Genomic DNA, 24,009 nt, shown 5'->3' with positions numbered 1-24,009 from the left:
TCGTCTCAGGCGGTTCCGGTTACGGTTCCGCGTCGTACCGCGTCCGCGATGACTGCCGTCACGAGTCTGCTGACGGCCGCCTTGGTGGGCGGTCCGGAGTCCCGGTCCGCGAAGAGGAGATGCCCGCCGCCGACCAGGGAGAGGGTGAGGGAATCGATGTCGGCGTCGGCCGCGATGCGCCCCAGGTGACGCTCGGCGGCCAGATAGGCGGAGAACTCGCTCGCGGCCTGGGCCAGGATCACGATGCCGCCTCCAGGTCTCGCTCTCCGCAGACGTGCACGCAGCTCATCCCGAAAAGTGATGAGCGGGATGAGCGCTACCGGAACGGGCCCGAACAGGGTGGTCAGCGCGGTGGTGAGGTTGTCGACCACCGCCCCGCTCCCGGCGGATCCGCGCAGTGCGCCCGCCTGCTTTTCCAGGTGCGCGGCCCGGTCGAGCACGAGGTCGGTGAGGAAGGCGTCGAAGTCGCTGAAGTGGCGGTGCAGAACGCCCTTGGCGCAGCCTGCCTCGTCGGTGACGGCTCGGCTGGTCAGCCCGTTCGGGCCGTCCCGCAGAAGTACGCGTTCGGCCGCCTCGAACAGTTGCTGCCGCGCGTCGCGCAGGTGAACCCCGGTCGGCAAGGGACAGGTCCTTTCGTGCGTCGGCCCTCTGGTATCCGTTGCCCAGTGGGCATGCGCCCATTAAGGTGGGCGCATGCCCACTTTACGGCAGGAGCCCTCGGAGTCGTCCTCGAACGAGCCGCACAGGGCCCGGCGGATGGCCGAATCGTTCGGCGCCGACGCGCGGCGCTACGACCGGTCCCGGCCCGGCTACCCCGATACGTTGGTGGCGCGGGTCATCGCCGGAAGCCCCGGACCCGAGGTGCTCGACGTCGGCTGCGGGACCGGCATCGCAGCCCGTCAGTTCCAGGCCGCGGGTTGCGCCGTCCTCGGTGTCGAGCCCGATGCACGGATGGCCGACCGCGCCCGAGTCCACGGTCTGGAGGTGGAGGTGGCGGGCTTCGAGACCTGGGAGCCGGCCGGTCGGAGGTTCGACACCGTCATCGCCGCCCAGTCGTGGCACTGGGTGGATCCGGTCGCAGGCCCCGTGAAGGCGGCACAGGTACTGCGCCCAGGGGGACGGCTGGCGATCTTCGGTCACGTCTACGAGCCGCCTGCTGAAGTGGCCGAGCCGTTCGCCGCCGCGTACCGACGGGCGGCGCCGGACTCCCCGCTCAACGGCGGGCCGGCCCGACGTCCGCTCGGCCTCTACCAGGCGGCGTACGCGAAGTTCGCCGACAGGATCCGCGAGACCGAACGGTTCGACGAACCCGAGCAGTGGCGGTACGACTGGGTGCAGTCCTACACACGTGACCAATGGCTGGACCTGCTCCCCACGACCGGTGGCCTCACCGGACTCCGTCCCGGACAACTGACCGGGATCCTGGACGCGGTAGGCGACGCCATCGATTCCCTGGGCGGACGCTTCACGATGACCTACACCACCCTGGCGACGACTGCCGTACTCGTCGGCAGCTCCTGAGTCCGCCCGCCGAGGCGCGCCCGCCCCGGGCTCCGCGCGGTCCGCCTCGCTCATACATCCTCCGCGTCATCCTCGTCATCCTCGGGCAGATAGTTGCCGTCCTCGTCCAAGGGCACGTGGATCGGGCAGGGGGCTTCGCCTCTCGGGTCGGAAGGGCGGGGGCTTTCGGGACCGTCAGGGCCCCAGCGCAGCATGCGGCGTGTCCGGGCGATGCGGTAGACGATGCCCCGGACCTTGAGTTCGTTGAGCGATCCGGCCCGGAGGCGGTCGGCAGCCGCCACGTATACGGCCAGCTCCGCGGCGGTCCGCGGATCGCAGTCCTCTGCGGCCAGTACGGTACGGGCGTCGGCGTGTACGTCCTTGACGAGCCCTCGCTGGCGTGGCCGCCATTGCAGCAGGGTGAACTCCAGGGTCCTGCGGGCGTCGTGAGCGGTGGGATGCAGCGAGCTGGACGGCGTCCATCCCTCTCTCCCACGTTCTACGACCGTGAAGGCCACGGGCATCAGGAGGACATCAGGGTGGGTGGCCAGTGCCCGGCGCGAGTCGTCCAGGACGGACCGGGGGAACCGCGTGCCGGAATAGGACAGTTGCCGTAGGGCCAGCCTTTCCGCGGCCTGGGCCGGGGTGACCGGCGCGTCCGGGTCCAGGACCAGGCCGTCGTCGGTCCGCGCCGTCGGGATGGCCGGACTCCAGTCGGGCACGGCCGGCTCGGGGTCGGTCGGACGCGGCAGCTCCAGGCCGTCGTCGCCCATGCCCGCGTACTCCTCGGCACGTACGACGCGGTAACGGGTCCCCAGCACCGTGAGTTCGGTGACCCGCTCACGGTCGAGGCGAGCGACCGCCGCCAGCAGCGCACGGCGCTCCGCCCTGTCCGCGGCGCGGTCCTTCGCGCGGAACCACAGCCGCGAGTTCAGGGTGTCGCGGGCCTCTTGGGGGTTGTCGGCCGTCACCGGGACCACCACCCGCCACCGCGGTCCGTCCTGTGCGCTCTGTGCCGCGATGCCGAACAGCGGACCGCGCACCGCCAGGCTCTCCGTCCGCAGCGCGTCCACCGCGTCTGCCTCCATGACGGCTTCCACCGGTTCCACCGGGACCCGCACGACCAGTCGCCGTGCCCTGTTCGGCCCCTTACGCCCATGGCTCATGACCCCATAGTGCCGACGACCCCGCGGCCTCCTCAGGGGTTCGGGGACTTTCCCCCGGCCGTCACCGCCCGCCCGGCCGGGAACCGGACCAGCAGTCGGTTCTCGCCGGGCGGGCCGGGGCGCGCCGCGCGGGCGCGGGCGACCGGTGACCAGCGGCCGTGACCTGGGGGCCCGTCCAGTACGGCGGCCGTCACCGTGCTCTGGAGGCCGTCCGCCGTGTGGGGCGTGCGCGGGTGCGAGGGGACGGCGCTCGCCGCACGTGCTCGCCTCTCACGCGCCGCAGAACTCGGCTTCGACGAGCCGCTGTTCGTGGACGTTCCAGTCGCCGTTGAAGTTCAGCGACAGTACGTGGCCGCCGTCCGCCGTCGCCATGGTCTGCGAGACGGAACCCTGGATGCCGCCGTTGTGCCCCCAGACGTCGACGCCGCAGGACAGCTTGATCTTCATCAGGCCCAGCCCGTAGGAGACGGTCGGCATCTCCTTGATCGGCTCGGTCGTGGTCATCTTCGCCAGCTGACGGCTGTCGAGGAGCCGACCGGAGAGCAGGGCCTGATAGAACCGGTTGAGGTCACGGGTGCTGGAGATGATCTCGCCCGCGGCGCCCGCGAGGGAGGGGTTGAACTCCGTGACGTCGTACGTGGTGCTGTTCGGTTCGCCCGGCCCGGCGAGTTCCCCCGTCAGTTTGGAGTAAGCGCGTCCGCTGGGGCCGGGCACGCGGGTTCGCGTGCCCGGCATGGTGGTGGCGTCCATGTGCAGGGGGCGCAGGATCCGCCGCTCGATCTCGCGGGCGTACGTGTGCCCGGTGGCCTTCTCGATCACCATGGCGGCGAGGACGTAGTTGGTGTCGGAGTAGCTCCACCCGGCGCCGGGGTCGAAGGCCGGCTGATGGGACATGGCGAGGTGGACGATCTGCCGCGGCGTCCAGGTGTCGTAGCGGTGCCGGAGGAAGTCGGTGCTGAACTCCCTGCGCTTGAAGTCCTCGTCCTCGGTGTAGCTGTAGATGCCGCTGGTGTGGTTGAGGAGGTGGCGCAGGGTGATCTTCGCGCCGTCGTGGCCGTTGCCCCGGACCAGGCCCGGCAGCCAGTGGTCCACGGTGTCGTCCAGGCTCAGCCTGCCCTCGGCTTCGAGCTGGAGGACGACGGTGGCCACGAACGTCTTCGTGATCGACCCCGCCCGGAAGCGGTCATCGGGGCGTGCCGGGCGGCTGGTTGCCAGATCGGCGGTGCCCGCACGGCCTGCCCAGACGTCGTGCCCGCGCTGGGCGAGCGCGATCCCGCCGGGCGGCCCGCCCTGGACCACCCCGTCCAAGGCCGCCTGCGTGGCATCGTGGGCGGCGCGCGTGGTCGGCGCCTTACCGGTGTCCTCAGCACTCGCCGCCGACGCGGGCAGGGTGAATCCGGCGGCCAGCACCGCCAGGGCGACCGCCCCGACAGCGCCCACCCGCAGCCTCGGCGCAGCCCCGGTCCTCCGGCCCACCTTCCTCGTGCGGGAAAGTGATCCGTCTGCTGCATGGGTGTGCTCGTACACGAAGGCTCCCGGGAGGCCGGTGGGCGACAACTGGACTGTGGGACCCAGTATTTTCGGTCAGGACCCGTGCCCGGGATCCCGTCAGCCACCCGCTTTGAGGTGGGGTTAACCCCCTGCCCCCACCTGCCTGCCCCGTGGTTTGCCCGACGCCCTGTCCGCCCCTGTCCGCCCCTGCCCGGCCGTGCGGAGCCGGGGTGTCAGCGCCCGGGCTGCGCGTCGAGCCATTCGCTGACGTCGGGGGCACAGGGTCGGTGATGTCGGCGAACCCGTCGTGCTTCGTCCGGTGTCCGGGCATGCGGGTGCCCGACCACGTCGAGGGGCTTGTCGCCGCCTCCTCGCCGTGGCCGGGCGTCTCGTTCGCTCGGGCCGTCACCCTGGTGACGCCCGACAGCTCGATGCCGGTGATTCAGTGCTGCGGACCGCGCCCGCCGCCACGACCCGGCTCGTTGCCCCGGCGGCCGCGCCTGCCGGTGCCGTCGTCGTACTGGATCTGCTCCTTGCGGACCGTCTCGGAGATCTCCTGCTGCTCGGTGACCTTGTCGGTCTCCAGGCGGACGCGTTCGACGGCGACCTTCTCCTTGCCGACGACGGGGCGTTCCGCGTGCAGGGTCACCTCGGACTCGGCCTCGCCGATGTCCGCGCGGACCTTGTCGCCGTCGCGGATCGGCTCGCGCACGACACGGACTTCCTCGTGGCTGACCGGGATGGTGGTGGCCACGTTCTCCGTCACCACGACCTTGCGCAGGCGCGCCCGGCCGACCTCCTGCTCCTCGGTGCCGACGTGCAGACGCTCCTCGGAACGGATCAGCTCGTCCTCACCACGCGTCGTGCGCGCGGCCGCCGCCGTACCGGTCTGGTCCGTGCCGGCGGCTCCGTTGCCGGACAGGCCGTAGTGGCGGTAGAGGGCCCGCTCCTCCTCCGCGTCCAGGTGCTGGTCCGCGTCGACGTGCGGGGCGTCGTGCACATGCGCCTTGTGGTGGGCGACGGTGAGCGTGTCGCCGTCGCTGCGCGCCCCGGACAGCGGTACGAAGGTCTCCTTCGTGCCGAAGAGGCCGGTCTTGACGGTGACCCATTCCGGGCGGCCGGTGTGGTCGTCGAGCCAGACCTGCTCGACGGTGCCGATCTTGTCACCCTTCGGGTCGCGGACGGTGAGGTCCTTGAGCTCGCCGGTATGGAGGAATCCTGCAGTCATGCTTCATCGCTCCTTTGGAGGATGCGGCCCAGGGGATTCGGTGCGCCCCGTGGGAAAGGCCGCGCCCTGCCACCCATTCCCGCCCGTACCGGGCAGTCCCGCAAACGGTGGCCGCCCTCCCCGGGCTCGGCGCACCAGGCGCTTCCGTGCCGCGGAGAGCCGTGTTGGGGCTCACCCCTTCGACTGGATGGCGTTAGGCCATGCGAGCGAGACGGGTCCCGCGTCGGCGCGCAGGCATCAGGTGCGCCTGGCGTGGAACCCGGCTGCGTGAACGGCCCGGCCCGCCGGGCACTCAGCGCACCAGGGCAGGAGAGGTACGTGCCGGACACTCTCGCATCGACGTACGACCGTATAGGCCGCAGCATCACCACCGGCGCCGACCGGCTGTGGGACGTGAGCTCGCTCCTGCACAAGGATCCGGAACCGTCCTACGAGGAGTACCGCGCGGCGGCGGCACTGAGCGGGGAGCTGGAGGGCGCCGGGTTCCGGGTGGAGCGCGGCGTGGCCGGTCTGCCCACGGCGTTCCTGGCGCGCGCCGGCACCGGCGAGGGGCCGCGTGTGGCGCTGCTGATGGAGTACGACGCGCTGCCCGGGCTCGGTCACGCCTGCGGGCACAACCTGATCGCCGGAGCCGGGCTCGGCGCGGCGCTCGCGCTGCGTGACGCGTTCGCGGAGATCCCGGGGACCGTGCTGGCGGTCGGCACGCCCGCGGAGGAGCGGGGCGGGGGGAAGGTGGCCGAGGTGGCCGCCGGGCTCTTCGAGGGGGCGGACTGCGCGCTGATGTTCCACCCCGGGGTGCAGAACTGGTCGTGGGCGCCGCTGACCGCGCAGTCTCAGGTACGGCTGGGGTTCCACGGCAGGGCGGCGCACCCCACGGGCAATCCCACCGAGGGCATCGACGCGCTGGCCGCGCTGATCCAGTTCTTCAACACCGTCTCCGTACTGAGCAGGCGGCTGCCCTCCGGGTCGCACATCCAGGGCATCGTGACGCGCGGCGGCGAGGCCACCAACATCATTCCCGAGTACGCCGAGGGGCTCTTCGGGCTGCGCGCGGCCACGACCGCCGCGCTGGAGGAACTGGTGGCCCACATGGACTCCACGGCCCGCGGGGTGGCGTCGGCGACGGGCACCAGGGTGGTGGTGGAGCGCGTGGGGGCGACGTACGAGCACTTCCGCGACAACGACGTGCTGTCGCGGCGGTTCGCCCACCACATCGCCCGGCACGGGATCGAGCTGACCGAGCCCGTCCCGGGGGTGTACCTGGGCTCGTCCGACATCGGCAACGTCAGCACCCGCCTGCCCGCCATCCACCCGTTCGTCGCGATCCTGGACGCCGGTGCTTCCGACCACACGCCCGAGTTCGCGGAGGCGGCGGGCGGGACGCGGGCCCGCGGCGTGATGCTGGCCGCCGCCGAGGCGCTGGCGTGCACGGCCGCCGACGTACTGATCGGACCCGGTGTCCGGGAGGAGGCCTGGGCGCGGCTGCGGGAGAAGGCCGCGGCGGGGCTGTGACCTGAACGGCGCGGCTATGACCTGAAGGCGCGCGGGGCCGACACGTGCGACACCCCGCCCGTCCGGCTGCCTGCCCACCCGGCATCGTCGGCGGTGGTGGACGAAACCACCGCCGACACAGTCCGGCGGAACGGGCCACCCTCACTCCTCCACGGTCACCCGCACCGAGGAGAGCTCGGAGTCCGCCGCGTCCGGGACCACCATGCCCGCGTCCACGCCGGTCCGCAGATAGCGCACCACGGCGTCGTTCAGCCGCTCGCCGGGCAGGGCGGCAGGAATGCCCGGCGGGTACGGGGTCAGCATCTCCGCGGCGACCCGGCCGACGGCCTTGGCCAGCGGCACCTCCTCGACCCGCCCGAAGTAGGCGTCGCGCGGCAGGACGGCCTGCTCCAGCCGCAGCTCCCGCGGGTCGGGCACCTCCACCTCGGGGGCGGGACGCAGCTCCCCGACGTGGGCCACCATGTCCGACAGCGCCGTCAGCAGCGTGTCCACGCTCCGCTCGTCGTCGGCATGGGTCAGCTGCGCGCTGATGCGCCGGTGGTCGGCCAGGTGCAGGTTGACGCGGTGGTGCTCGCGCAGCCAGTCGGCGAGTCGGTACCCGGTCGTCCCCAGCGCCGTGACGTCCATCGTGATCTGGAGCGGATCGAGGTCGAAGGCACGCCCGGGGCCGCAGAAGTCCTCCCTGCCGTGCACATGCAGTCCGTCCAGCTCCCCGATGCGGGCGCGGGTGCGCGTGGCCAGGGCGAGGGCGGCGTCGTACAGCTCGCGGCCGTGCTCGACCATCTGCCGACGCCAGCCGTCGAGCGCGGCGTACAGCAGTACGGACGGGCTGGTGGTGCCCAGCAGGTCTTCGCGGCTCTCGAGGACGTGCGCCTGGACCAGGTCACCCTGGAGGTGGAAGACGCTGCCCTGTTCGAGTCCGGAGCCCATCTTGTGCACCGAGGTGACACACACGTCCGCACCGGCGTCCATGGCCCAGGTCGGCAGGTCCGGATGGAAGGGCAGGTGCGCGCCCCAGGCCTCGTCGACGATGAGCGGGACACCGTGCTCGTGACAGGCGTCGGCGATCGCGGCGAGGTCCGAGCAGGTGCCGTACGGCGTGGGGGTCGTCACCAGCGCGCCCCGGACGTCGGGGTGCTCGGCCAGTGCGGCGCGGTACGCGTCCGCCGACGGGGGGTGCGCCAGGTGGCGCTCGGGGTCCCACTGCGGATCCACCCAGACCGGGCGGATGCCGGCGAGGACGAGCCCGGAGACCACGGACTTGTGCGCGTCCCGCCCGACGAGCAGCTTCTCGTGCGGGCCCGCGACGGACAGCATGGCCGCCTTGACGGACAGGGAGCTGCCACAGGTGGAGAAGAAGGTGTGCTGCGCTCCGACGGCGTCCGCCATCAGCTCCTGGGCCCGTTCGATGACGCCGTGCGAGGAGGTGCGGTCGTCCAGGCCGCTGGTGGCGAGCACGTCCGAGCGGAAGACCGCGTCTCCGAGCACCGCACGCACACGCGGGTCGGTGCCGCGTCCCTGCTTGTGGCCGGGCGGGGTGAACGGTGTCTGTCCCTCGGCGTGGTAGGCGGCCAGTGCTTCCAGTACGGGAGCCTTCGAGTGGTCCATGAGTGATGTGTTCTTGCGAAGGTGGGTTCGTAAACGCCCCACGGCACGGTTTTACGGCGTCTTCTCCTCCTTACGGCGCCTTCTCTCCGACGGACCTACGGCCCGGACGAACGCCGGTGATCACGCGCTGGGGCGTTTGGAGGAGTGCGCCGCGGGCACCCCGAGGATCTACGCGCGACGATCAGAGGGCGAAGCGCGATCTCAACGAGACCCCTGACGCGAGGTAGTCATGAGCGACCAGAACATGGCGGACGACGCCTACCAGCCCACCGGCACCAACGAGGAGCAGGAGGACGCGTCCCCGCTGGACCTCCAGGACGCGGTGGACGAGCGTACGTACGACGACATGCTCGACGAGGGCTACTCACCCCCCGAGAAGCCCCTGGGCGTCACCAAGACGGGCACCACGGCCCGGGAGCAGCGCGAGGGCGAGTCGCTCGACGAGCGGCTGAAGCAGGAGGTGCCGGACGTGGAGCCCCCCGCTGGTGACGGCATCGGCGATCTGCCCGGGGGAGAGGGCGAGCCCATCGACCCCGAGTCCGGCGAGAGGCGCGCGGGCCGGCTGGTGGCCCCGGACGAGGGCGCACACCCGGACACCACCAAGGAGGCCGTCGCCACGGACGAGGGCATCGACGGGGGCGCGGCGGGCGCCGAGGAGGCCGCGATGCACGTCATCTCGGACGAGGACCTGCCACCGGCCGACGAGAACCGGGAGTGACGAGGCGGGACGCAGCCGGGCGCGACGCGGCCCCGCACGCGCCCGGCCGACCCCCGCCGGCCGACGGTGCTGCTTCTCGCCCGCCTCCTGGAGCCCCCCGCACGTCTATCGGCCGCGCGGCCCGCGCCAGTACGTGTCTTGAGGCGGGGGAAGGGGAGGCGGGGGAGGTGTGGGAGGTGGTGACGGTGCCTCGTTGCGGAGTAGCGCGAGCGGGCGGTGCAGGCGCCAGATGCCCGGGAGGTCCACTTGCGCCTGGCGCTTCGCCAACAGGATCTGCTGGATGGTGAGATACCCGGTCAGCTTGCACTCCCCGCTGCGCAGGGCGACCAACTGGGCGTCGCGTACGACGGCGACGAGCCCGGTGATCCGGAAGGTCAGGTCGAGCCCCACGTCAAGGGTGCCGAGGTTGACGCCGTCCACGAGCACGTCGACGTAAGGGCGGTGGCGCGAGGTGATCTCGTGGGTCGCGAGCGCGACCACCTCCTCGCTGCCCGGGGTGGCTCGGGTGCGGCGCGCGGCGTCCCTGAGAGCAACGTGCTTACGCCAGCCGCCCGCTGCCACGTCGAAGAGATCCAGGCTGAGAAAAGAGTCGACGACGGACGCCATCTCACCTTCGACAGCCCGTTGAGCTGCCGCTGTGAGGGGGCGGGTCGTTCCGGCGAGGACCACTCCGGCCGCCCCGGTGCCTTGGAGCGGGCCGAGGAGCGCGTCGGGCGGGCTGCCCTCCTCCCGACCGAAAAGGAAAGCGCGGGCGGTGAACGGTTCTGTGGCCGCGGCGGTCGTGGTCATGGGCTTCACCTCGGAGGAGGCGGACGGGCGCTGATGCGGGTCGACGCAGGTACGAAGGTCAGCGGAGACCGGTACAGGTATCAGGAGACCGGTAGAGGTATCAATAGAGGCGCTGATCACCTGGATCCGTGTGGGGTTCGAGTCGTACGGTGCGATTCGCTGAACCGGTGTCCTCCGGAGGCTCTTGCAGGGCGACTGCCGCGGCTCCGGAGCGGAGCGTCGCACGGATGTGGTCGTGGACCCAGCGCGGCCCGCGGTGGCGATGGTTCATGAGGGAGAACAGGACGGCCAGGAGCAGCAGGGCCCCGAAGAGACTGGGCCCGACGACCCAGCCGACCGGGGTCGCCGTGCCGCCGTGGGAGATGCCGGTGGAGTCGCCGGTGGAGTCGCCGGTGGTGCTCCCTGTTCCGTTGCTGTCTCCGTCGGTGCTGCCAGTGGTGCCTGTGGCGTTGCCCGTGGTGTCCCCGTTGGTGTCTCCCGTGGTGCTTCCGTTGGTGTCACCGTTGGTGTCACCGCTCGTGTCACCGCTCGTGTCTCCCGTGGTGCTCCCGTTGCTGTCCCCGTTGGTGCTCCCCGTGCTGTTGTCTCCATTACTGGTCTCGCCGGTGGTCGAGGTTTCGTTCGTGCTTGGGTCCGTGACCGTGAACTCAGCCTGACCGCTCCACTCGGGATAGTCCGTGCAGGCGGCTCGCACGGTGTGCGTCGTAGCAGTTGACCCCGCCGGAACCTGGAACTGCGCGCTGAAGGTCCCCTCGCTCGCTACGTCGCTTCCCGGAAGCGACGTGCTGTCCCACAACAGATCCACATGTGAGCAGTTGAATTGGGAACCGTTCACCGTGACAGTGGTCTGCTCCTCACCTTGGGTGGGGTCCAGTGTGATTGCGGGGGGATCCGGTGCCGTGACGGTGAACGAAGCGGTGCCGTATATCGGCCCCAGTTTGGAATTCGTGGCGCACCGGGCCCTCACGTCATGAGAGCCGAGTGCGGCCTTGGCCGGCACGGTGATGTCGACGACGCCGGGCTCATCTGTTCCCGAGAAGTCGAACGGATCTCCGTCCCACGTGATGCCACTGATATAGGTCGGTGCGACACAGCTCGCGAAACTGACGCGTACGGAAGTCTCGGGCGGGCCCGTGGCCGGGGTCAGGAGGAGTGCTTCCTCCTTGAGGACCGGGTTCGGCGCGGAAGAGGCCGCCGGTGCCCACGCGACCGTGATACTCACCAGTACGGCGGTCAGTGATCTCCAGAAGATCCGCGCGAGGAATGACATGAGCCAGGAGCCAGAGGAAAGCGGCAGTGGGCGAACTGCGGCGGGATACGGTACCCGGGTAGGTAGCCGCCCTCGGGTATCGCCACGTATCGGCACCTTCCATACTCCTCCTTCTCGCCGCTCCTCGCTCACCTTCCGCGTCTCCCGCGAACCCCGCCCCCGCCCACACCTGATTCGCTATGGCCCCGGTGTGCTGCGACCGCCCGTGCGGGGCACCCTGGAACCATGAGTGAGGCGCCGATAGTCGTGCACCCGCCGCGCGGCACGGGCGGACGGCGGGTGACGATCCGCGGGCAGATCGTGGGCCTGGCCTACTCCGACCGGGACCTGACGGAGATCCTGCGCCGGGCCGGGATCGAGGAGAGCGTGGCCGAGGACATGGTGGCGGGGGACTCGCAGATGATCGAATGGCGCGGCGGCCGCGCCCACCACTACGAGGCGGCCTGACCACCCTCCCGTCACCCGCAGTGTCCTTGAGCGCGGGACGGAAGTCCCCCACGGGTCGGACCGTCGTGCCCGTGCTTTCCAGAATGGGCAGGGCAGAAACAGCGCACGAGGATGCGGGGTGCTCGGTCCGGCCGGGCTGACGGTCCGCCCGAAGAAGGGGAGCATCATGGCGCCTGCCCATCATCACCTGCACCAGACCCGGGAGTTCGCCACCGGGGACGCCCCGCCCGAGTGGGATCCCGAACCCGACCTCCTGCATGTCCTGACCCCCGGCCCGTGCACTCGATGGGCTTGCGATCGGTCCGACAGCCGATGCCAGGCCACCGTCCTACGGGCAGCCTGGCATGCGACCGGTTCCCCACCCGGTTTCGGGCTATTCCCGCAGGTGCGGGCCCTGACTCTCCAGGCAGGGACTCACCCCGGTAGGGCGAGCGGATCGGATCAGCGCAGCCCGGCGAAGAGGTCGTTCTCGGGTACGGGCGCGTCGGTGGTGTCCTGGACGCGTACGAAGGTCTCCACGCCCATCAAGTCGGTGAACCTCTCCTGGCCCATCTTGAGGAAGAAGATGTTCTCGCCCTGGCTGGCGTGCGCCGCCAGCGCCTCGAACTTCTGGCCGCCGAACGCGGTGGTGTCCACCCAGGTGGTGATCTCCTCGTCGGGAAGCCCGATCTCGGCCAGCGCGGCGGCCTCGGCGGGGTCCGGTTCCTGACCCTCCGTACCGAACTCGCGCATGACCTCGCCGAACCGCTGCATCATCGAGCGGGGCGCCGTCGTCCAGTACACCTTCGGAGTCAGCCCGGTCATCTTCAGGGCCGCCATCGTGATGCGATTGGCCTGGATGTGGTCGGGGTGGCCGTAGAAACCGTTCTCGTCGTACGTGACGACCACATCGGGCTCATAGCGTCGCATGAGCTCCGCGAGCCGTGCGGCGCCCTCCTCGACGGGTGTCTGCCAGAAGGAGCCGGGGGCGTCGTTGGTGGACCAGCCCATCATCCCCGAGTCGGCGTAGTCCAGCGTCTCCAGGTGACTGATCTTCAGGATCTCGCAGCTGGCCTCGAGTTCCTGCTGACGCATCGAGACGACGGCCGCGGGGTCGTGTCCGGGATCGCCCGGCTTGACGCCTCCGGGGCCGTCACCGCAACCGCCGTCGGTACAGGTCACCAGGACCGTCCGAACGCCCTCCGCCGCGTACCGCGCGAGGACACCGCCCGTTCCCGTGGCCTCGTCGTCCGGGTGGGCGTGCACGGCCATGAGTGTCAAGGGCCGGTTGTTCATGAAACTGTCCTCCAGCAGGGAAAGGTCTCGGTCCGAGGCGGTGGCGGGCGCGTGAGCGACCGCCCCTCACTGTCGAATTGTCGGATGGCCGGTGTGCCGCGACCCCGTGGACCCGCACCATGCCAGGACGGCCTGCCGCTCATCGTGTTCCACGCCGCGCGGCGCCGGTCATGGCCGGTGTAACAGCGGCGGCAGTCCTCGTTGTTCCCGCTGGACACATGAACAGTGCTCGGTCATGGGTACGCCGTCGGGGTGACATGCCGAAGGCCCCGTGATCGGGGAGGCCGGGCGGGGTAGACGGCGCAGACAACGTCCCCGGTCACGGAGCGGTCGCACATGCCCATGGAAGAAGAGGACACCGGCCGCAGGGCCGAGCAGGAGGAACCGTCCGGCGGGCATGGCAAGCACGCCGCGCCCGCCGGAGGGCGCGGGGCGGCCGGCCGGGCCTGGACGGAGTTCAAGGACTCGCCGTTCCTGCCGGCGACCGTGCTGGTCTTCATCCTGGCCGCCGCAGCGGGACTGTTCGCCGGCTCGTACACGTACTCCATGGCCAACCCCACCCCGCACCACATCCCCAGCGCACTGGTCGCACCGGCCGACTCGGTCGTGGCGAAGAGGTTCGTGGCCGGGATGGACCGGGCCCTCAACACCTCGCTCGCGCCGCGCCGGTACGCGGACGAGCACGCCGCCCGGCAGGCCATGGAGGACCAGAGCGTCTTCGCGATCATCGACGTACGGCCGGACGGGGTGCGCCTGCACGTCGCGGGCGCGGCCGGCGCCTCTGTGGCGCAGGTGCTCACGCAGACCGCGCCCCAGGTGGCCAAGTCTCTCGGCGTACCCATGACGATCACCGATGTCAAGCCGCTCCAGCGGGGCGACCCGCGCGGCCTCGCCCTGTTCTACATCTCCCTGGCCGCCGTCGTACTGGGATTCGTCGGATCCATCCAGCTGAGCGTGCACGCGCGCGCACTGAACCCACTGGAACGCATCGCCTTCACGATGGCGTACTCCCTGCTCGGCGGATTCGCCATCGCCGCGGTGGTCGACTGGGGACTCGGCGCGGTACGCCTGCCGTTCGTCCAGTCCTGGTTGATCCTCGCGTTCACGATGTTCACCTCGGGGATGGTCTTCACGATGTTCAACACCCTGATCGGCCGCTGGGCCATGCTGCCGACCTGGGGGCTCATGGTGCTGCTCGGTAATCCCTCCTCCGGAGGCGCGGTGTCCTGGCCGCTGCTGCCGTCCGTCTTCGGGCATGTCGGGCGGTGGCTGCCGCCCGGAGCGTCGGTGAACGCCCAGCACACCGCGGTGTACTTCGCCGACGCCCAGCACGCTTTCCCTTACCTCGTCCTGGCGGGGTGGTCCCTGCTGTCGTGCGGGATCTTCTGGTTCTGGCGCCACCGCCACCCCGGCGGCCGCGACCGCGACCCCGACCGCCACGCACCGGAGCACGGAGCCGCGGCCGCGGCCTGATCGGCGGGCGAGGCGCACTCGTATGTCCGTTCTATGAACGTGAGTGCCCTGCGCCGGCCGCACCCCCCTCCCTCATCCAGGTGAAATACCCCTGAGTGACGGTCATGGGAGAGCCGTGTCGTGAATATGGGACGTTACGGGGACAGTAGCGAGCTTGATTCACGCCACCAGGAGAAGTGATGGGCAAGGGATACGGCACTGTGGTCAGCGTTCTGGTGAACGAATTCCAGTGCGTGGAGGGCGATTTGTCGCCCGACGCCACCATGGAGGACGTGGACCTGGACTCCCTGGCGCAGGTTCTGTTCGCCGTCGCCCTGGAGGAGCGGACCGGTCTGCGGTTCCACGAGAGTCAGATCACGCTGGACACGACAGTGGGCCAGATCGCCGCGGTCATCGATGCCTCTTCCGGTGCCGCCGCCGACGCCGAGGTTCCGGTGCCGTGAGTGTGCGCGGGGCGGTTCCACGCCCCGGCAGGCCCGGCCCCCGCCCAGTACGCGAAATGCGAGCAGCCTACGCATGAGAAACAGCATCCCCCTGTCTCCGGTCGAGGAATTCCTCTGCGGTACGGGACCGGTCCCCGAGGCTCCCAGCGGAATGGCCGTCCTGTTCACGGGGGAGCCACCGCGCCTGGACGAGCTGCGTGACCGTGTGGCCGAGCGGTGGGGCGGCATTCCGTTGCTGCACCGGACGCTGCTGCGACCCGCCCGACACGGCGGGCTGCGTGGGCATCGCTGGTTACCGCTCGATGACTTCGACGTACGCACCCATGTCCTCGATGCCCACGCCGAAGGGCAGTGCGGAAGTGAGGGCCTGGATGACGCAGCCTTCACGGACCTCCTCGGCCGACTGGTCTCCCGGCCCGTGCCAGAGGGGTTGCCGCCCTGGTGGTTGCGGCTTGTCCGCCTGGAGCCGCACCCCCACGGGGATGCGCGATTCGCCCTCGTCCTGTCCGCCCATCACGCCCTCATTGACGGACGCTCCTTCGAATCCCTGCTGAGTAGGCTCCTCGACGGCGGATCCGGTCGCCCAGGCAGGGTCAGCGACGCCGGACCGCTCGCTCGAAAGCGTCAAGTAACCCATCTGAGAGACGCGCTGACGGCCAATAAGGCAGCGGCGGGCACCTACCGGTTGCCGCGTCTGTTGAGTCCGGGGCAGGCTCTCCCGCTGCCCTCCGAAGCGCCGTGCCCGACGAGGGACCTGGCCTGGGTGGACCTGGACGCCGACACGGTACGCGCTGCCCGACGGGCCCTCCCCGGCCTCGGTGCCACCCTCAACGAGGTGCTGATGGCAGTGTCCGCGGGCGCCCTGCGGGCTGTCCACGGCGATCCGGCCGCCTGGCCCGGAGCCCGCCACCCGCTGTACGCAGTGCTCTCCGTCGACCTGCGCACCCCGCAGGAGGCCGAGGTGCTGGGCAACATCGTCTCCGTGGTGCGCGTACCGCTGCCCGTGGCGACCGATGGCCCGCAGGAACGGCTGCGGGTATGCCGCGCCCTGCTGGCGGCCTCGGTCTTCGGGCGTGGCGCGGAGAAGTCGGTGCGTGCGATCCGCGCCGCCGCCCGTCTGGGATCCTGGGCGGTGCGCCGGCTCTCCCAGCGAGCCAATTCGCCCAGCTGGAATCCTGTGTTGTGTACGGCCATCAAATGGCGCCGGGGTGCGTGGACCCTGGGGAGCGCACTGATGGAACGCGTGATTCCCCTGTCGTCGGCACAGGGGCGGGGGAGGGTCAATCTGGTCCTGACGGACTGCGCGGGTGTTTTCACCCTCTGCGTGGTCGGTCACACTCCTACGGGTTACGCCCAGCCACTGGCGGACGCCTTTGTGCGCGAACTGGCGTCCCTCGCCCACATGGGCAAGCCGACCCTCAGCGTGCCGACACGCATGACCGGCACGCCATACCAGACCACAGGCTGACAGACAGGTGCTGACGACCGGACACGACCGGTCATGACGAAGCCGAACTGGTGGGCACAACCCATTAGTTGGCCCGCCGCGAGCACCGACTCGTAACTTCCCGCTCCTCATCTCGTTCCTTCTGTGACGACGATCCGCGCAGATGCCGAACGGTGCTGAGGGGGCCAGTGGCTGTGCGTGACGCCACCAGAAGAGAGAAAAGCACCGTGGAAGCAGAACACGCGGACGTATGGGCCGAGTTGCGCGTCCTCTGCGCGCACATCATGGCCGTCCCCCTGGAGTCGGTACTCCCGGACGCCCGGCTCGTCGCGGACCTGGGAGCCGACAGCCTGGACGTCAACGAACTGCAAGTCGCCGCGGAGGAGCGTTTCGGCGTTTCTCTCAGAGGCGCCGAACCGGCTGCGGTGTCCACCGTCGGCGACGTCGCCGCTCTCATCATCGAGCAGCGCACCCGATCCGTCTCCGGCGCGGTGGTTCGATGACGCCCAAGGACGCGGTCGCGGTCACGGGCCTGGGAGTGCGCTGCGCCGCCGGATCGACGCCGAGCGAACTGTGGCAGAACCTGCTGCACGGCCGCTCCTCGGCCACGATGCACGCCTTCGACGACGAGGGAACCGTCGTCTATCCCGCATGCCCCATGCCCGGGTTCACGCCCGAGGGCTACCTCGCGGCGAAGGAGGTGCGCCGTACGGACCGGACCGTGCAGATGGCGGTCTGTGCCGCCATGGACGCGGTCACGGACGCCGGAGGCCTGCACCCGCCCGCGGGGCGCAGGGCGGTCGTCACCGGCACCGGCTATGGCGGACTGATCAGCCAGGAGCAGGGTCTCGGCCGGCCCGATGTGCTCTATCCGACCCGGCTGATGTCCAATGCCGCCGCGCACTGGATCAGCGCCAAATGCGGCGTCACCGGCCCCACCCTGACCTTCGCCATGGCGTGTGCCTCGGGTACGTACGCAGTGGGTGAAGCGCTCCAGTTGATCCGCGCCGGGCGCGCCGACGTCGTCGTGGCCGGAGGTCACGACAGCCCGCTGACGGCGACGACCGCCCTTTCCTTCGGACGGTCGGGCGCGATGGTCACCGACTGCGAGGATCCGGCCCGTGCCTCACGGCCGTTCGACGCGGACCGGCAGGGCTTCCTCCTCGCCGAGGCGGCCGCTTTCCTGGTGCTCGAACGACTGGACCACGCCCTCCTCCGCAACGCGCGGATCTACGCCACGCTCGTCGGGTACGGGTGCACGTCCGACGCCTACCACATCACGGCACCGCATCCCGATGGCGCCGGTGCGAGAGCGTGCATGGAGCAGGCACTCGCCGACGCCGGCACCACTGCCGAGGCCGTCACCCACGTCAACGCGCACGGCACCGGCACTCTCCTCAACGACGCGGCAGAAGCGCGCGCCATCACCGCCGTGTTCGGCCCGGCCGCCGTACCGGTGACCGCCTCCAAGTCGGTCACCGGGCACGCCATCGGGGCAGCGGGAGCGCTGGAAGCCGTGATCACCGCTCTGTCGCTGCACGAGGGACTCGTGCCTCCCACCGCCCATCTCGCGCGGCTGGACCCCCAGTGCGAGCTGGACGTGGTCGTCCAGCCCCGCAAGCTCTCCGCAGGCCCGGCGATCAGCAACAGTTTCGGTTTCGGAGGACACAACGCCTGCGTCGTCTTCGACTCGGCCCAGCGCTGACCGAGCAGCTCCACGTCGATAGAGAGCGAGAAGGGGCGTACACCATGGGGCTGTCGGGACTGTCAAGGCCATCACGGCTGTCACGAGTGTCATGGGTGTCAGGGGTGTCAAGGACGTCGGGGCTGTCCGGGGTCGACGAAGCCTATGTGCGCAGTGGGTTGCCCGGGACGATCGGCGTTGCCGCGGTGTTCACCGGAGACCCCTTCGACCTGGCCGGGCTCCAGGCACGCGTCAGTGAGCGTTGGGGAGACCTGGAGCGGATGCGTCAGCTTCTGCTGCCTCCCCGTGGGCCGGCCGCCCTGGCGAGCCACCGTTGGGCTACGGGGGAACCGTTCGACCCCGCGTTCCATGTCACCGCGTCCGAACAGGAACTCCAGCCGCTCCTGACCGCGGCAGTCAGCCAACGGCTGCCGACCGACCGGCCCCTGTGGCAGCTCCTGCTCCCGAAATCCGCTTCCCCCCGCGAACACGCCCTGGTTCTGCTGGCCCACCACGCGCTCCTCGACGGCAGTTCCCTGGAGACTCTCCTGCGTCTGCTGATGGACGACTCCCCGCTCGCCCGAAGCGGGCCGTTGGCGAGACTCCCCGAGGTCCCGCGCCAGCGCGCACGCCCCGCCGCGCTGTTCAGGGAGTTCCGTGACAACAACGTGTTGGGCCAGTCCTTGCCGGTGGCCCCCGGAGACCTCCGTCCCTCCGTCGCTGTCGCCCGACTGGACCCGGACGTGATGCGCTCCGCCCGCCGCCGCCCGGCCGACGGACGCGGAGCAACCCTGAACGAACTGCTCCTCGGCGCCGTGGCGGGCGCTCTCCCCGCCTGCTACAGCACCGCCTCCACGTCGTGGCCCCAAGGGCCTGTCGCTCTCTACGCGACGGTCCCCGTGGACCTACGGAGTCGGCACGAGGCGCAGAGACTCGGCAACTTCATCACCGCCATCCGTGTCCGGCTGCCTGTCGGCATCGACTCCCCAGCCGGACGCCTGCACGCGTGCCAACGCCTCATGGCGGCGCTGCCCCACCGTCGCCGGGCCCACACGGTGGTACTTCCCTTCGTCGACGGGCTGGTACGGGCGATGCCGTGGCTGACGACAGCGCTGGCTAAACGCATGGTTCGGCCCGATGTCACCACAGCGGTGTGTACGGCGTTCAAATGGCGTGACAACCCGTGCCACCTGCACAGTCGCCGCCTGACGGGCATCGTCCCCCTGCCGGCGGTCTCCTCACCCGGAACGGCGAACCTCACCCTCGTCCAGACCGCTGACGCCTACATGCTCACCGTGGTGAGCCACCTCCGCCCGGACGCCTCCAGGCTGATCGCCGACGCGGTGGCGCAGGAACTGACAACCATGGCGACACCGGAGCCTGCGCCCGCCTACGTGCGAGAAAGTGCGCCCTGACCGCAGCCGGATCACCTCGCGCGGGGGAGGGCGAGGGGAGAGGGTGGCGGATCAGAGCAGCGCGTCACGCCGTGGCCATATGCAGACGACGGCGCCCCGTGCTGCGTTTGGGCGCCGCCCCTACGATTCGCCGGAAGCGGCGCGTTCACCCTGTACGTAGGGGTCCAGCTCGACGTCGTAGGTGCCCGCGTGGACGGCCAGTTGGTCCACGATGCGTTCCCACTCGGCGAGTTCGGCGGCCCGGCGCCCGCCGTCCGGCTGGGCCGACGGGTCCCCGATGTCCTCCGGCGCCGGGCTGTCCGGACGCGCGGCCAGCCGGTGGAACGCCTTGGCCGCCTCATGATGGGTCATCCCCTGGGCCTGGCGACGTACCGCCGCCCGCCCCGCGTGCTCGGCCTCGGTGGGTCCCTCCACCGCCGACTCGGGTTCGGGCAAGGGCTGTTGGTACGTCATCGGCTCTCCTCCTCCTGCGGTCGCGGCGACGCCTCACGCCGTCTCGTTCCCGTGCCCTACCCCGTCCTCGCGCGGATACGTCTGGGCGCACCGAGAACGCTCCACCATCGGCTTCCCGGCCGACTTCGCTCTGCTCCCTCACATGTGACGGGAGAGTTGTTCGCGCACCCAAGCGGGATCGGGGTTGGTGTGTGGTCGGCCCGCGACGACGACGGTGGGTACGGTCTCATTGCCGTCGTTGGCTGCTCTCACCACGGCCGCCCCGGCGGGGTCACGCCAGATGTTGACCCAGTGCAGCCGACGGGCCCGGGAGCCCAAGCGGATGCGCAGGCGCAGACAGTACGCGCAGCCCGGCCGCCAGTAGACGACCGGTCGGCCATCGGCCAGGCTGCGGCGCTGTGCTTCCGGCGCGTCGATCGACGTGGGGAAGACCAGAGGCGAGTTCACCCCGGCGAGCAGCGCGAACACGAGGAGGAGTCCCGCGGCGGCGCCGGGCGACCCGCTGAAGATCAGCCTGGTCGCGACGAGGGAGCCGCAGAGCAGCAGGAGCACCGGCAAGATCCAAACGCGGGTCATGAGGATGAAGGCTACCCACTGCTCTGGCGGCCGCTGCGCGGAGAGCCGTTTATGCTTCAGGGCAGCCATAGAGGGGATGGGCTCTTCGCGTGGGCGTGACCCCTCCGAAATGGTTGGTCCTCGACCGGTGCGGGACCGCAGCCGGCGTCGGCGCCTCGGCTTGGACGGGGACCGCGTTCGGCTGAGCATGATCATGGCGAGAGAATGAGTGGGCCCCCGTCGGCATGTCTCTGGGTGACGTGGGCCGCCCAGCGCATCCGCCCGCGGGCAGAGGACCCCCCGGGGAGAAGTGAGGTATGGCAGTGATCTGCGTCGGAGGCATGATCGGGATCGGCAAGACGAGCGTTGCCGAGCTGCTCGCCAAGGAGCTGGGCAGCAACGTCTTCTACGAGAGTGTGGAAGACAATCCGATCCTTCCGCTGTTCTACACGGCGAGCCCCGAGGAGATCCAGGCCAAGCGCTACCCCTTCCTCCTTCAGCTCTACTTCCTCCAGACGCGATTCGCGTCGATCAAGGAGGCGTACAAGCAGGGCGACAACGTCCTGGACCGGTCCATTTACGAGGACTGGTATTTCGCGAAGGTCAATCACGATCTGGGCCGGATCAGCTCCCTCGAAATGCAGGTGTACGAGGGGCTGCTCGCCGAGATGATGCGCGAAATCGAGGGCCTGCCGTACCGCAAGGCACCCGATCTCATGGTCTATCTCAAGGCCGACTTCGAGACGGTATTGCGCCGCATCGGGCTGCGAGGCCGCGATTTCGAGCAGGACGAGCACCTCGTCGAGTACTACCGGACGCTGTGGTCCGGGTACGACGACTGGGTGCACCAGCACTACGCGGCCAGCGACGTCCTGGTCATCGACATGAACAACACCGACGTGGTGAACAACCACGAGGACGCCGCCCGCGTGGTGCGAGAGGTCAGGGAAGCCCTGGCCGCGGCCAGGACGCGCGTCTGAGCTGCTCCAGTCCGCTCCGGTCCGCGCGGCCGAGCCCGCCGTAGCCACCCCGTGTGCAGGGGTGCACATATGTACGCCCGCATACGGGTGGCTAAAGCTCCAGCAGAGGTTCCAGGGCGTGCAGCTGCCGACGGATGTCGTCCAGGGGCGGCGTCTGGTCGCGGTGGAGGACGAGGTAGATGAAGAGTCCGTCCTCACGCAGTCGGGGGAGGGGCCGGATCATGTGAAGTTCACTCCGGAGAGTGATGAGGATGTCCTCGACGCTGTCGGGTGCGTAGCCGAGGAGTTCCAGGGTGTAGAGCTTGGCGCGCATGACGTCGCTGTCGCCGTAGGCGACCTTGTCCATGTCAAGGCCGCTACCCCTGTCCAGGGAGCCCAGGACGCGGCGCTGGTGGAAGTCGACCACGGCCACCCCGGTGGCGCCCTCGATCGCCAGCGCCTTCTCCAGCACGGTCTCGATCGCGTCGTCCATGCGCCTCTCTCCCTCATGCGGCGGGTCCGGGCGCACCGCGCCCGAGCTCGGTCTTCCCTGGCTTCGTCGAGCAGGCACCTTAGCGAAAACGCGCACCACCCTGCGCCGTCTGGACGCGGTGCTCAGCGCTCCGCCGCAGGAGGTCTTTCTGTGACAGGATGCCTGATTTGCCCGTCCTGCCCCCATGGCATGCAGAAGTGGAGACACTCAAGGTCTCCCTCAGGTTCAGCCCGTAGGGCGCGAGCTAGTCGGCGGGGAGGCGAGCGGTGAGGCGGGCTCCGCGGTCGGTGGGTGTGACGGTGAGCGTGCCGTGGTGGAGCGTGGTGATGCGTCGGGCGATGGCGAGGCCGAGGCCGGTGCCGCCGGTCTGACGGGTGCGGGCGGAGTCGAGGCGGGTGAAGCGTTCGAACACGCGGGCGTGGTCGGCGGGCGGTATGCCCGGGCCGTCGTCCAGGACCTCCAGGACGGCCTGTCGCTCTTCGGGCTCGTGCCTCAGACGGACGGTGATGCTGTTGGTCGCATGGCGCTCGGCGTTGTCGAGGAGGTTGCCGAGGACCTGGGCGAGCAGGGCGGGGTGGCCGCGGACCGGGAGGGAGGCCTCCGGGACCTCCAGGTGGAGCGCGAGGTTCGGGGCGGGACGGTGGCGGGCGGCTTCCTCCCGGACCAGGTCGGTCAGGTCCACGATCTCCATACGGTGACGCCCGCCGGGCTTGTCGAGGTCGAGCCGGGCCAGGAGCAGCAGGTCCTCGGTGAGGCGCTGAAGGCGGCGGGTGTCGCCCAGCGCGGCGCGCACCACCTCGGGCCAGTCGGCGCGGTCGGGGCGGGTCAGGGCGATCTCGAGTTCGGCCTGGAGGGCCGCGAGGGGGCTGCGCAGTTCGTGGGAGGCGTCGGCGACGAACCTGCGTTGCTGCTCGACGGTGGCCTGGAGGTGGCCGAGGCCGGTGTTCATCGTCTGGACGAGGCCGGCGATCTCGTCGCCGTGCCGGGGCAGGGGAACGCGGCGGCGGGAAGCATCCGGGGGGAGCTGGGCGAGCTGGGCGAAGCGGTTGCGGGCAGCCTCCACGGGCCGCAGCACGCTGCCGAGGACGAACCAGGACGTCACCGCGACGACCGCGGTCACCCCGGCGAGGGCGGTCAGCCACACCCACCCGGACAGGGTGGGATCCGGCTGTGCGCTGTCGGGGGGAACCAGCCCCAGGCGTCGGCACAACTTCACCGTCCCCGGGTCCGTGGCTCCCGTTCCGCCCATGTCACTGCTGACGGTGTTGCCCGTGGCGAGCAGTACGGCGAGCATCGACAGCACCGCGAGGGTGCCGAGGGCGGCGATCGTGGCGGCTCGCCGGGTCAGGCGGGCGCGTGCGCTGGTGGGGTGGAGCAGGCGCGACACGAGGGGACCCGTCATGCCGTGGTCCTGTCCTGCTCGACGCGGTAGCCGACGCCGCGAACGGTGTGGATGGTGTGGCGGCCGAACGGGGCGTCGATCTTGCGGCGGAGGGCGCATACGTACACCTCGACGATATTGACGTCACCGTCGAACGCCTGGTCCCACACGTGTTCGAGGACCTCGGTCTTGGTGACGGTCTCGCCATGGCGGCGGGCGAGGTATTCCAGGACCGCGAACTCCCGTGCGGTGAGGCCGAGATCGTGTTCTCCACGCTTGCAGCGGCGGGCCGCGGGGTCGATATGGAGATCGCCGATGTCGATGGCGGCCGGGCGTTCACGCTGCCCGCGCCTGATCAGGGCGCGCAGCCGGGCGACGAGGGCGACGTAGGAGAAGGGCTTGGTGACGTAGTCGTCCGCGCCGGTGTCCAGCCCTTCGGCCTCGTCGTACTCGCCGTCCTTCGCGGTGAGCATCAGCACGGGGGTCCATACGCCGGCCTCCCGTAGTCGGGCGCAGAGCCGGAAGCCGTTGAGGCCGGGTAGCAGGACATCGAGCACGATCACGTCGTACTCACTCGTGAGGGCCAACTCCAGCCCGCTCAGCCCGTCAGGGGCCACATCAACGGCGAATCCGTCCCCGGAGAGTCCCCGGCGCAGTAACTCGGCCAGTCGCCGGTCGTCTTCCACCACCAGTATCCGCATG

24 protein-coding genes and 1 pseudogene are annotated in these 24,009 nt (G+C 70.3%); 12 read left to right on the top strand and 13 right to left on the bottom strand.

All coding sequences use genetic code 11. The features are described 5' to 3' along the window. Positions 1 to 5: 5 nt before the first annotated feature. Positions 6 to 620 (bottom strand): TetR/AcrR family transcriptional regulator, encoded by a 615-nt coding sequence (locus tag ABZ404_RS08990; protein ID WP_358832121.1) that lies wholly within the window; start codon positions 618 to 620, stop codon positions 6 to 8. A gap of 73 nt (positions 621 to 693) precedes the next feature. Between ABZ404_RS08990 and ABZ404_RS08985 the strand changes: the two genes are divergently transcribed. Next, positions 694 to 1,521: a class I SAM-dependent methyltransferase gene (locus tag ABZ404_RS08985; RefSeq protein WP_358832122.1), complete on the top strand. Its 828-nt coding sequence runs from the start codon at positions 694 to 696 to the stop codon at positions 1,519 to 1,521. Between the two features lie 50 nt (positions 1,522 to 1,571). Here the strand turns inward: ABZ404_RS08985 and ABZ404_RS08980 are convergent, their stop codons facing one another. The 3 genes from ABZ404_RS08980 to ABZ404_RS08970 form a co-directional block, all read right to left on the bottom strand. After that, complete coding sequence (locus ABZ404_RS08980) at positions 1,572 to 2,666, bottom strand: DUF5954 family protein (RefSeq protein ID WP_358832123.1); 1,095 nt, start codon at positions 2,664 to 2,666, stop codon at positions 1,572 to 1,574. 270 nt (positions 2,667 to 2,936) lie between these two features. After that, positions 2,937 to 4,106 carry a serine hydrolase domain-containing protein gene (locus ABZ404_RS08975; protein WP_358832124.1) on the bottom strand — a complete coding sequence of 390 codons (1,170 nt, stop codon included), beginning with the start codon at positions 4,104 to 4,106 and terminating at the stop codon, positions 2,937 to 2,939. Positions 4,107 to 4,599: 493 nt separating this feature from the next. Then, the gene (locus ABZ404_RS08970) at positions 4,600 to 5,385 is read right to left on the bottom strand and encodes a PRC and DUF2382 domain-containing protein (protein ID WP_358832125.1); all 786 of its coding nucleotides are present in this window, start codon (positions 5,383 to 5,385) and stop codon (positions 4,600 to 4,602) included. 318 nt (positions 5,386 to 5,703) lie between these two features. Between ABZ404_RS08970 and ABZ404_RS08965 the strand changes: the two genes are divergently transcribed. Continuing rightward, positions 5,704 to 6,897, top strand: a complete 1,194-nt coding sequence (locus ABZ404_RS08965) for an amidohydrolase (protein ID WP_358990294.1) — start codon at positions 5,704 to 5,706, stop codon at positions 6,895 to 6,897. 141 nt (positions 6,898 to 7,038) lie between these two features. Here ABZ404_RS08965 and ABZ404_RS08960 read toward each other — a convergent pair whose 3' ends face one another. Then, on the bottom strand, positions 7,039 to 8,505 hold the full coding sequence (locus ABZ404_RS08960; protein WP_358832284.1) for an ornithine decarboxylase: 1,467 nt from the start codon (positions 8,503 to 8,505) through the stop codon (positions 7,039 to 7,041). Positions 8,506 to 8,734: 229 nt separating this feature from the next. Between ABZ404_RS08960 and ABZ404_RS08955 the strand changes: the two genes are divergently transcribed. Next, the gene (locus ABZ404_RS08955) at positions 8,735 to 9,223 is read left to right on the top strand and encodes a DUF5709 domain-containing protein (RefSeq protein ID WP_358832283.1); all 489 of its coding nucleotides are present in this window, start codon (positions 8,735 to 8,737) and stop codon (positions 9,221 to 9,223) included. 105 nt (positions 9,224 to 9,328) lie between these two features. Here the strand turns inward: ABZ404_RS08955 and ABZ404_RS08950 are convergent, their stop codons facing one another. Continuing rightward, positions 9,329 to 10,012, bottom strand: a complete 684-nt coding sequence (locus ABZ404_RS08950; protein ID WP_358832282.1) for a hypothetical protein — start codon at positions 10,010 to 10,012, stop codon at positions 9,329 to 9,331. A 100-nt stretch (positions 10,013 to 10,112) separates the two neighbouring features. Next, complete coding sequence (locus ABZ404_RS08945; protein WP_358832281.1) at positions 10,113 to 11,282, bottom strand: hypothetical protein; 1,170 nt, start codon at positions 11,280 to 11,282, stop codon at positions 10,113 to 10,115. Positions 11,283 to 11,507: 225 nt separating this feature from the next. Here ABZ404_RS08945 and ABZ404_RS08940 point away from each other — a divergent pair, with 225 nt between their 5' ends. Continuing rightward, entirely contained in the window at positions 11,508 to 11,729 is a 222-nt protein-coding gene (locus ABZ404_RS08940) for a hypothetical protein (protein WP_358832280.1), read from the top strand. A gap of 441 nt (positions 11,730 to 12,170) precedes the next feature. Here ABZ404_RS08940 and ABZ404_RS08935 read toward each other — a convergent pair whose 3' ends face one another. Further along, on the bottom strand, positions 12,171 to 13,004 hold the full coding sequence (locus tag ABZ404_RS08935) for a PIG-L family deacetylase (RefSeq protein ID WP_358832279.1): 834 nt from the start codon (positions 13,002 to 13,004) through the stop codon (positions 12,171 to 12,173). A 336-nt stretch (positions 13,005 to 13,340) separates the two neighbouring features. Between ABZ404_RS08935 and ABZ404_RS08930 the strand changes: the two genes are divergently transcribed. The 7 genes and pseudogenes from ABZ404_RS08930 to ABZ404_RS08900 all read left to right on the top strand — a co-directional run bounded on the left by ABZ404_RS08930 (position 13,341) and on the right by ABZ404_RS08900 (position 19,466). Continuing rightward, positions 13,341 to 14,477 carry an ABC transporter permease gene (locus tag ABZ404_RS08930; RefSeq protein ID WP_358832278.1) on the top strand — a complete coding sequence of 379 codons (1,137 nt, stop codon included), beginning with the start codon at positions 13,341 to 13,343 and terminating at the stop codon, positions 14,475 to 14,477. A gap of 179 nt (positions 14,478 to 14,656) precedes the next feature. Further along, positions 14,657 to 14,920: an acyl carrier protein gene (locus ABZ404_RS08925; protein ID WP_358832277.1), complete on the top strand. Its 264-nt coding sequence runs from the start codon at positions 14,657 to 14,659 to the stop codon at positions 14,918 to 14,920. Then, positions 14,874 to 15,545 (top strand): annotated as a pseudogene (locus ABZ404_RS08920) (wax ester/triacylglycerol synthase domain-containing protein); the annotation flags it as partial. The gene ABZ404_RS08925 and the pseudogene ABZ404_RS08920, both read left to right, overlap by 47 nt. Positions 15,546 to 15,683: 138 nt before the next feature. Beyond that, on the top strand, positions 15,684 to 16,388 hold the full coding sequence (locus ABZ404_RS08915) for a hypothetical protein (protein ID WP_358832286.1): 705 nt from the start codon (positions 15,684 to 15,686) through the stop codon (positions 16,386 to 16,388). A 206-nt stretch (positions 16,389 to 16,594) separates the two neighbouring features. After that, entirely contained in the window at positions 16,595 to 16,870 is a 276-nt protein-coding gene (locus tag ABZ404_RS08910; RefSeq protein ID WP_358832276.1) for a phosphopantetheine-binding protein, read from the top strand. Further along, positions 16,867 to 18,072, top strand: coding sequence for a beta-ketoacyl-[acyl-carrier-protein] synthase family protein (locus ABZ404_RS08905; protein WP_358832275.1), 1,206 nt, complete (start codon positions 16,867 to 16,869; stop codon positions 18,070 to 18,072). Before ABZ404_RS08910 ends, ABZ404_RS08905 begins: the two co-directional genes overlap by 4 nt. Positions 18,073 to 18,176: 104 nt before the next feature. Next, a complete protein-coding gene (locus ABZ404_RS08900; protein WP_358990291.1) occupies positions 18,177 to 19,466 on the top strand; it encodes a wax ester/triacylglycerol synthase domain-containing protein in 1,290 nt (429 codons plus the stop codon). Between the two features lie 120 nt (positions 19,467 to 19,586). Here the strand turns inward: ABZ404_RS08900 and ABZ404_RS08895 are convergent, their stop codons facing one another. After that, positions 19,587 to 19,919: a hypothetical protein gene (locus ABZ404_RS08895; protein WP_358832273.1), complete on the bottom strand. Its 333-nt coding sequence runs from the start codon at positions 19,917 to 19,919 to the stop codon at positions 19,587 to 19,589. A gap of 138 nt (positions 19,920 to 20,057) precedes the next feature. After that, on the bottom strand, positions 20,058 to 20,495 hold the full coding sequence (locus ABZ404_RS08890) for a glutaredoxin domain-containing protein (RefSeq protein ID WP_358832272.1): 438 nt from the start codon (positions 20,493 to 20,495) through the stop codon (positions 20,058 to 20,060). 296 nt (positions 20,496 to 20,791) lie between these two features. On the opposite strand from ABZ404_RS08890, the gene ABZ404_RS08885 reads away from it, so the two are divergent. Next, positions 20,792 to 21,454, top strand: a complete 663-nt coding sequence (locus tag ABZ404_RS08885) for a deoxynucleoside kinase (RefSeq protein ID WP_358832271.1) — start codon at positions 20,792 to 20,794, stop codon at positions 21,452 to 21,454. A 91-nt stretch (positions 21,455 to 21,545) separates the two neighbouring features. Here ABZ404_RS08885 and ABZ404_RS08880 read toward each other — a convergent pair whose 3' ends face one another. The 3 genes from ABZ404_RS08880 to ABZ404_RS08870 form a co-directional block, all read right to left on the bottom strand. Then, positions 21,546 to 21,926: a hypothetical protein gene (locus tag ABZ404_RS08880; RefSeq protein WP_358832270.1), complete on the bottom strand. Its 381-nt coding sequence runs from the start codon at positions 21,924 to 21,926 to the stop codon at positions 21,546 to 21,548. 244 nt (positions 21,927 to 22,170) lie between these two features. Further along, the gene (locus tag ABZ404_RS08875) at positions 22,171 to 23,328 is read right to left on the bottom strand and encodes a HAMP domain-containing sensor histidine kinase (protein WP_358832269.1); all 1,158 of its coding nucleotides are present in this window, start codon (positions 23,326 to 23,328) and stop codon (positions 22,171 to 22,173) included. Continuing rightward, on the bottom strand, positions 23,325 to 24,008 hold the full coding sequence (locus ABZ404_RS08870) for a response regulator transcription factor (protein ID WP_358832268.1): 684 nt from the start codon (positions 24,006 to 24,008) through the stop codon (positions 23,325 to 23,327). The genes ABZ404_RS08875 and ABZ404_RS08870 overlap by 4 nt, the downstream gene beginning before the upstream one ends. Between the last annotated feature and the right edge of the window lies 1 nt (position 24,009).

The organism is Streptomyces sp. NPDC005878 (assembly GCF_040629815.1).
Taxonomy (GTDB): domain Bacteria; phylum Actinomycetota; class Actinomycetes; order Streptomycetales; family Streptomycetaceae; genus Streptomyces.
Note: the sequence above shows the minus strand (reverse complement) of the source record. Positions and strands in the feature narration are given on the sequence as shown.

What these genes read in the sequence shown, in the direction of transcription:
- ABZ404_RS08985 (WP_358832122.1), top strand. Translation starts at nt 694, where the DNA reads ATGCCCACTTTACGGCAGGAGCCCTCGGAGTCGTCCTCGAACGAGCCG.
- ABZ404_RS08980 (WP_358832123.1), bottom strand. Translation starts at nt 2,666, where the DNA reads ATGAGCCATGGGCGTAAGGGGCCGAACAGGGCACGGCGACTGGTCGTG.
- ABZ404_RS08970 (WP_358832125.1), bottom strand. Translation starts at nt 5,385, where the DNA reads ATGACTGCAGGATTCCTCCATACCGGCGAGCTCAAGGACCTCACCGTC.
- ABZ404_RS08960 (WP_358832284.1), bottom strand. Translation starts at nt 8,505, where the DNA reads ATGGACCACTCGAAGGCTCCCGTACTGGAAGCACTGGCCGCCTACCAC.
- ABZ404_RS08955 (WP_358832283.1), top strand. Translation starts at nt 8,735, where the DNA reads ATGAGCGACCAGAACATGGCGGACGACGCCTACCAGCCCACCGGCACC.
- ABZ404_RS08950 (WP_358832282.1), bottom strand. Translation starts at nt 10,012, where the DNA reads ATGACCACGACCGCCGCGGCCACAGAACCGTTCACCGCCCGCGCTTTC.
- ABZ404_RS08945 (WP_358832281.1), bottom strand. Translation starts at nt 11,282, where the DNA reads ATGTCATTCCTCGCGCGGATCTTCTGGAGATCACTGACCGCCGTACTG.
- ABZ404_RS08940 (WP_358832280.1), top strand. Translation starts at nt 11,508, where the DNA reads ATGAGTGAGGCGCCGATAGTCGTGCACCCGCCGCGCGGCACGGGCGGA.
- ABZ404_RS08935 (WP_358832279.1), bottom strand. Translation starts at nt 13,004, where the DNA reads ATGAACAACCGGCCCTTGACACTCATGGCCGTGCACGCCCACCCGGAC.
- ABZ404_RS08930 (WP_358832278.1), top strand. Translation starts at nt 13,341, where the DNA reads ATGCCCATGGAAGAAGAGGACACCGGCCGCAGGGCCGAGCAGGAGGAA.
- ABZ404_RS08925 (WP_358832277.1), top strand. Translation starts at nt 14,657, where the DNA reads ATGGGCAAGGGATACGGCACTGTGGTCAGCGTTCTGGTGAACGAATTC.
- ABZ404_RS08905 (WP_358832275.1), top strand. Translation starts at nt 16,867, where the DNA reads ATGACGCCCAAGGACGCGGTCGCGGTCACGGGCCTGGGAGTGCGCTGC.
- ABZ404_RS08895 (WP_358832273.1), bottom strand. Translation starts at nt 19,919, where the DNA reads ATGACGTACCAACAGCCCTTGCCCGAACCCGAGTCGGCGGTGGAGGGA.
- ABZ404_RS08890 (WP_358832272.1), bottom strand. Translation starts at nt 20,495, where the DNA reads ATGACCCGCGTTTGGATCTTGCCGGTGCTCCTGCTGCTCTGCGGCTCC.
- ABZ404_RS08885 (WP_358832271.1), top strand. Translation starts at nt 20,792, where the DNA reads ATGGCAGTGATCTGCGTCGGAGGCATGATCGGGATCGGCAAGACGAGC.
- ABZ404_RS08880 (WP_358832270.1), bottom strand. Translation starts at nt 21,926, where the DNA reads ATGGACGACGCGATCGAGACCGTGCTGGAGAAGGCGCTGGCGATCGAG.
- ABZ404_RS08875 (WP_358832269.1), bottom strand. Translation starts at nt 23,328, where the DNA reads ATGACGGGTCCCCTCGTGTCGCGCCTGCTCCACCCCACCAGCGCACGC.
- ABZ404_RS08870 (WP_358832268.1), bottom strand. Translation starts at nt 24,008, where the DNA reads ATGCGGATACTGGTGGTGGAAGACGACCGGCGACTGGCCGAGTTACTG.